The organism is Streptomyces sp. CA189 (genome assembly GCF_056428985.1).
Genome location: NZ_JBWJVM010000030.1, coordinates 85928 through 92225, shown reverse-complemented (window position 1 = coordinate 92225; position 6298 = coordinate 85928). Strand labels below are relative to the sequence as shown.

Below are 6298 nucleotides of genomic sequence, written 5' to 3'. Positions count from 1 at the left end.
GCCGTTGCCAGCGACGCATGCGAGCGTGGGGACAGACCTTGGACACTGGTCTGGGACGGCCTACGTATTCAGTTCCTTCCTCGTGCAGGTCGTCCGCTTGGGTGGAGCGACTTCGTGTCGCACTGGCAGGACTCCTCTCGGTGTCGATGAGGTTCAGGCTGCGGTGCGGACGGCCAGGCCGGCCTCTGCGGCCTGGTTGAAGCCGTCGTCGATGGCGACCACGTCGCGCCCGGCCGCGTCCAGCAGTGAGGCCGCGATCCCGGCCCGCATGCCTCCGGCGCAGTGCACCCACACTTCTCCGGCGGGCACCTCGTCGATCCGCTGGTGCAGCGCGTGCACGGGAATGTGGATCGAGCCCTCGATGTACCCGTCGGCACGCTCGGAGTCGCGGCGCACATCCAGGACCACCGGCGGCACCTCTGCCTCAGCAAGCTCCGCGGCCAGGTCGGTGAAGACCGCGCGGCGGAACGAGGCCGGGCCTCACCGGGGCGCAGCCAGTCGGAGGGGCCGCCGGTCGCGGCGGCCGCGGGGCGGTCGATCCCGACGCGGACCAGTTCGCGCTGGGCTTCAGCGAGCTGCTGGGGTGTTTCGGCGAGCAGGGTGACGGGCTTGCCCCAGGGGATCATCCACGCGAGGTAGGTGGCGATCTTGCCGTCGGCCTCGAAGTTGAACGAGTCCGCGACGTGGCCCTCGGCGAACGCCACACGGTTACGCAGGTCCACGACCCACTCACCGGCTGCGAGCCGAATGGTGATCTCCTCGGGATCCGCGCGCCGGGGGGCGGTCAGGTCGACGGGGTCCGGGCCGGCGGAGTTGGCCGGGCCCATGTGCGTGTAATAGGCGGGGACGTCCTCCAGGCCGGCCAGCAGGTCAGCGACGAAGGAATCGACGTCCTGGGCCAGGGCGGCGTTCACGGTCTTCTCCCGGCCGATGGTGCTCGCGTCGCCCTCGGCCTGTCCGGAGGAGCAGAAGCTGCCGAACCCATGGGTGGGCAGGACCGAGGTGTCATCGGGCAGCTCCCTGGCGAGCCGGTGCGCGGAGGCGTGCTGGGCACGGGCCAGGTTCTCAGTGAGGCGGGGTTCGACCAGGTCGGGGCGGCCCACGGTGCCGATGAGCAGGGAACCGCCGGTGAACGCGGCGACCGGCGTCCCGCCTTCCTCCAGGACGTACGCGGTGTGGTGCGGGGTGTGGCCGGGGGTGGCCAGGGCCCGCACGGCCAGGTCCTTGTCGACCTCGATCACGTCGCCGTCGCGGACCGGGATGCGGGCGAAGGAGACCTGCGCGGCGGCCGGCACCAGATAGGCGGCGCCGGTCACCCGGGCCAGTTCCAGGCCTCCGGTCACATAGTCGTTGTGGATGTGCGTCTCCACCACGTGCGTGATGCGCACCCCGCGCCGCGCGGCCGCCGCGATCACCTGGTCGATGTCACGCGGCGGGTCCACCGCCACCGCGGCCCTGGCACCCCCGGCCAGGTAGTGCCGGTTGCCCAGGCCCTCAATCTCGATGGTGTCGACGAAGAACACGTGCCGCCCACTTCCTAATATGGATACCCCCCGGGGTATTGAATCCACCGTAACAGATTACCCCTGGGGGTATAATCGGAGGCGAACCACCCCGTTCATCCAGACTCACGAAGGAAGATCATTGGGCTGTGGCCGGACCCTCCGCGTCCACGCCGGCTGCGCCCGCACCGCGGCCTCCGCTCGGCAAGCCCTCGCCACCGACCGGGGCATCGGACTCCTGTTGCCCCGCAACGCGGTGATCCGCACCGAGGGCTCGCAGACGGTGATGTAGGCGCTGGACCCCGCCACCATGGCCACTCTGACCGGCCTGGACATCATGACCCCGGTCGCGAACGAGGCAACCAGCAGACTGGACAACGCGCTCACCCAACTCACCAAGGAGCTCAACGGATGAACCCGGCCCCGGAAACCACTGCGGCCTCGACCGTCGAGGATGAAGCCTCCGCACGCGCGGTGCTCAACCGCCTGCGCCGCGCACAGGGGCAGCTGGCAGGAGTCATCGCGATGGTCGAGGAAGGCCGCGACTGCCGAGACGTGGTGACCCAGCTCGCCGCCGTCAGCCGCGCACTGGACCGCGCCGGCTTCAAAATCATCGCTGGTCGCATGCGTGAATGCCTGACCGCCGCCGAAGACGGCGGCACCCCCGCCATGAACGAGGCGGAACTGGAAAAGCTCTTCCTCACCCTGGCCTGATTGCTGCCGCCGCAGCAGGGGGCGGGGCCAGCCGCCACCTTCCCAGAAAACGGACCTTTGCCCGAGCGAAATCAACAAGAGGTCGCCGGATGTGAATTTTCGTAGTCGTGTGCCCGGGTGAGCTGGGTGTTCACCGTGGTGTGCAGGGGACTGTGAACTCGCCGGACACGCCGAAGTCGTCTGCACTACGGTTGATTTGGCCGTAGTCGTGTGCGCGAGTAGGAGGCGCCCGGATGGCAGAGGGGCCATTGGCCGAGCGCGGGGTGCTGACTGCGCCGGCCGAGATATGGGGTGTCTCGGTGCGGCAGGCCGAGGTGATCGGTCCGCTCGCCGCGAAGGACGCGGTGGGACTGGCCGATGCGGACGAGGCCGCCGCGAAACTGCGGATCTCCCGGCGCCAGGTGTACGTGCTTCTGGGGAGGTGGCGTGCGGGCGAGGGTGTGGTGTCGGACCTGCTGCCGGGCCGCTCCAGCGGTGGCCGTGGCGGGGGACGTTTGTCCGGCGAGGTCGAGACGATCGTCCGGGAGGTGCTGCGCACCCGGTACTTGACGCGGCAACGCCGCTCGGTGGCGGCAGTCTGTAAGGAGATCACGCGGCAGTGTCGGGCTCGTGGTCTGAGAGCCCCGTCGAGGGGGACGGTGCGGCGCCGGATCGAGCAGTTGGACCCGGTGTCGTCGGTCGCGGCGCGGGAGGGAAGCGAGGCGGTTCGTCCCCTCCGGTCGGCCGGGGGTGTGCCGCCCGCTGTCACCGGGCTGTTGGAGCAGGTCCAGATCGATCACACGCCGATGGATGTGATCGTGGTCGACGAACGGCACCGGCTGACGATCGGCCGTCCGTATCTGACGGTCGCGATCGATGTGGCCAGCCGGTGCGTGGTCGGTGTGGTCGTGACGCTGGAGGCACCGTCGGCGACCTCGGTCGGGCTGTGCCTGGCGCACACGGCGACGGACAAGCGGCCGTGGCTGGAGCGGCTGGGCGTGGAGTCGGTGTGGCCGATGAGCGGGAAACCGCGCGGGCTGTACGTCGACAATGCCGCGGAGTTCAAGAGCGAGGCCCTGCGCCGCGGCTGCGACCAGCACGGCATCAGCCTGCGCTACCGGCCGCCTGGCCAGCCGCACTTCGGCGGGATCATCGAGCGGCTGATCGGCACGATGATGCGAGAAGTGCACGAACTGCCGGGCACCACGTTCTCCAGCACCGTAGAACGCGGCGCCTACGACAGCGACGGCAAGGCCGCGCTGACCATGGAAGAGCTGCAGCGCTGGCTGTCCCTGGCGGTGGCCTGCTACCACGGCCAGGTCCACGAGGGGCTCGGCCGCACTCCGGCCGGGGTATGGGCCGACAAGGCCACCGAGGCGCCGCGGCCTGTGACCGTGACGAACGAGACGGCGTTCCTGGTCGACTTCCTGCCGGTGGTCCGCAGGGCCCTGTCGCGGTCGGGATTCGTGATCGACCACGTGCAGTACTACAGCGACGCGCTCAAGCCGTGGATCGCCCGCCGCGAGCGGCTCAGCCGGTTCGTGCTGCGCCGCGATCCGCGTGACATCAGCCGGATCTGGGTCCTGGACCCGGACGGCACCGCGTATGTGGAGGTGCCCTACCAGACGCTGTCCAGGCCGCCGATCAGCGCGTGGGAGCAGAAGGCCGCCGTCTCGCGGTTGCGCGAGCTGGGCCGCTCCGAGGTCGACGAGAACGCGCTGTTCGCCATGGTGGCGCGGATGCGCGAGATCACCGACGCCGCCGCGGCTACCACCCGCAAGGCCCGCCGCGACACACAGCGCCGGAGGGCCTCGACGGCCCGGCCGCACCCGACGACGGCGCGGGTCAATCCGCCCGCCCCGGACTCGGGGCAGGCCGAGAAGTCCCTCGCCCCGCCGTTCGAGGTGATCGAGCAGTGGTGAACGAGGTCGATCCGGTGGACCTGGCGCACCTGTGCCCGGCCGCGCAGCAGATTGCGCGGCTGCCGGACGCGGAACGGCTGCGCTACGTACGGGCGGACTGGTGGATCGGCTATCCCCGTGCCACTGAGGCCCTCGGGCGGCTGGAGACGCTGCTGGCCTGGCCGTCCAAGCAGCGCATGCCGAACCTGCTGCTGATCGGGCCGACCAACAACGGCAAGTCGATGATCGTGGAGAAGTTTCTCCGGTCCCACCCGCCGATCTCGCATCCGGACCGTGAGGAGATCCCGGTCCTGGCGGTGCAGATGCCTTCCGAGCCGACGGCCATCCGCTTCTACACCGCGCTGCTGGCCGCGCTCGGCGCACCGTTGCGCTCGCGCTACCGGCTGGCCGATCTGGAGCAAGTGGTGCTGCGGCTGCTGCGATCGGCGGATGTACGGATGTTGGTGATCGACGAGCTGCACAACGTCCTCGGCGGCAGCGGAGACAAGCGCCGGGAATTCTTGAACCTGCTGCGCTATCTCGGTAACGAGCTGCGGGTTCCGCTGGTCGGCGTCGGCACCCGGGACGCCTACCTGGCCATCCGGGCGGACGACCAGCTGGAGAACCGGTTCGCACCGCTCACGATGCCCCGCTGGGAGTCCGACACCGACGCCTGCTCACTGCTGGCCAGCTTCGCTGCCTCGTTTCCGCTGCGCCGGCCCTCGCCGATCGCGTCCGCCGAGATGGCCGGTTACCTGCTCACCCGCAGCGAGGGCACGATCGGAGAGCTGGCCCATCTGCTCACTGACGCCGCCGTCTCGGCGATCGAGTCCGGCGAGGAGGCCATCAACCAGCGCACCCTGCTTCTTGCCCCGTACGACGGGCCGACCGAACGCCGCCGGCTGTTCGAGCGCGAGCTGACGTGAGCCCGCTGCGGCGCTGGCCACTGCATCCACAGCCCGGCCCGCTGGAATCCCTGTCGTCGTGGCTGGGGCGACTGGCCGAGCTGTACGAGATGCCGGTGCACGACCTGCTGACGCGCAACCTCGGCCTCGTCGACTTGGCCGTACCGGCCGATCTCGACTTCGACCCTCCGGCGGCGATGCTCACGGCGCTCGCCGAGAGAACCGGTGCGGAGATCGCCCAGCTGCGGTCGATGACCCTGGCCGGCTGGGTGCCCTGGCTCTTCGACATGCTCCCCGTGCCGATCCAGGACGCCCAGCCGGTCTTCGACACCTACGTCAGGGACAACTCGGTCCTGTTCGCCCGCAAAGCCGGAACGCATCACGTGCTGCGCTACAACCCGACATGGTCAGGGCCGTGGCTGCTTCCCTACCCCGCCGCCTTACGGGTCTGCCCGGTCTGCGTCGCAGCCCCGGGCCGGGGCATCGCATTGGTGTGGCGGCTGGCGCTGATGACCAGTTGCGTCGAGCACGACTGCCGCCTCCTGGACGCCTCCGAGGCCCGGGCCTCACTGGTCCTGGGCCGGGAGATACACAGGGAACCGCTGGAGGAGTCCCGTGCCGCCCTGGACCACTACACCCGCCAAGGACTCGCCACAGGACGGGTCCGCCTGCCCGGCAGGACCGTGCACGTCGGGGTGTGGTTCCGCCTGCTGCGCTCCCTTCTGGAGGAGGTCAGCCTGGCCGCGAGCACACAGAACACGCACGGCAAAGCCGTGTTGCAGCAGATCTGGCAGGCCACCGGACACCCGGAACGCGGCGGTCTGAATGTCTGGCGCCCCTTCGAGCAGATGAGAGAGGACCATCGGGAGGCGATGTGGGATGCCGTGGCCACCGCGCTCCGTCTGACCGCCGACGGCACGATCGTCGCCCGCGGGCGCCTCGGCTCGGCGATCCAGCCCCCGCACCCCTCCGTCTACGACGGCGACCGGCCCTCCCCGTACCGCAACGCCTGGCAGGACGCCATGACCGCCATGGAAGAGGCACTCACCCTGGCGCGTACCGACCAGGACACTGCGAGGCAGCTCCTCACCCTGCTCACCGCAGGATGCCGCACACTCGACCGGTTCGAGCAAGAGCGCTCCCATCTGTTCGGCGCCGGCATCCCCGCTGCGTTCCTGCCCGGTGCCCGCGAACTGGGCCGCACCGACCTGATCTGACGCTGTTCCTCTTCCACGGAAGAGGAACAGCGCGCCCGACTGCGTGTTCGCAAGGGGAACCCCCAGCGAACAAATGTGAT

At 69.8% G+C, this 6298-nt stretch carries 5 protein-coding genes and 1 pseudogene; 5 read left to right on the top strand and 1 reads right to left on the bottom strand.

Annotation, left to right across the window (positions count from 1 at the left end; genetic code table 11):
• Positions 1-153: 153 nt before the first annotated feature.
• Positions 154-1523: pseudogene (locus tag AC061S_RS22655) on the bottom strand (rhodanese-like domain-containing protein).
• A gap of 121 nt (positions 1524-1644) precedes the next feature.
• Between AC061S_RS22655 and AC061S_RS22650 the strand changes: the two are divergent.
• The 5 genes from AC061S_RS22650 to AC061S_RS22630 all read left to right on the top strand — a co-directional run bounded on the left by AC061S_RS22650 (position 1645) and on the right by AC061S_RS22630 (position 6218).
• Positions 1645-1794: a hypothetical protein gene (locus AC061S_RS22650; protein WP_478687772.1), complete on the top strand. Its 150-nt coding sequence runs from the start codon at positions 1645-1647 to the stop codon at positions 1792-1794.
• 119 nt (positions 1795-1913) lie between these two features.
• On the top strand, positions 1914-2216 hold the full coding sequence (locus AC061S_RS22645; protein WP_478687771.1) for a metal-sensitive transcriptional regulator: 303 nt from the start codon (positions 1914-1916) through the stop codon (positions 2214-2216).
• A gap of 233 nt (positions 2217-2449) precedes the next feature.
• Positions 2450-4117 (top strand): transposase, encoded by a 1668-nt coding sequence (locus tag AC061S_RS22640; RefSeq protein WP_478687770.1) that lies wholly within the window; start codon positions 2450-2452, stop codon positions 4115-4117.
• Positions 4111-5022: a TniB family NTP-binding protein gene (locus AC061S_RS22635; protein WP_478687769.1), complete on the top strand. Its 912-nt coding sequence runs from the start codon at positions 4111-4113 to the stop codon at positions 5020-5022. The genes AC061S_RS22640 and AC061S_RS22635 overlap by 7 nt, the downstream gene beginning before the upstream one ends.
• Positions 5019-6218 (top strand): TniQ family protein, encoded by a 1200-nt coding sequence (locus AC061S_RS22630; protein WP_478687768.1) that lies wholly within the window; start codon positions 5019-5021, stop codon positions 6216-6218. Before AC061S_RS22635 ends, AC061S_RS22630 begins: the two co-directional genes overlap by 4 nt.
• Positions 6219-6298: the final 80 nt, after the last annotated feature.

Coding starts and splice junctions, on each gene's coding strand:
- AC061S_RS22645 (WP_478687771.1), top strand. CDS start 1,914: ATGAACCCGGCCCCGGAAACCACTGCGGCCTCGACCGTCGAGGATGAA.
- AC061S_RS22640 (WP_478687770.1), top strand. CDS start 2,450: ATGGCAGAGGGGCCATTGGCCGAGCGCGGGGTGCTGACTGCGCCGGCC.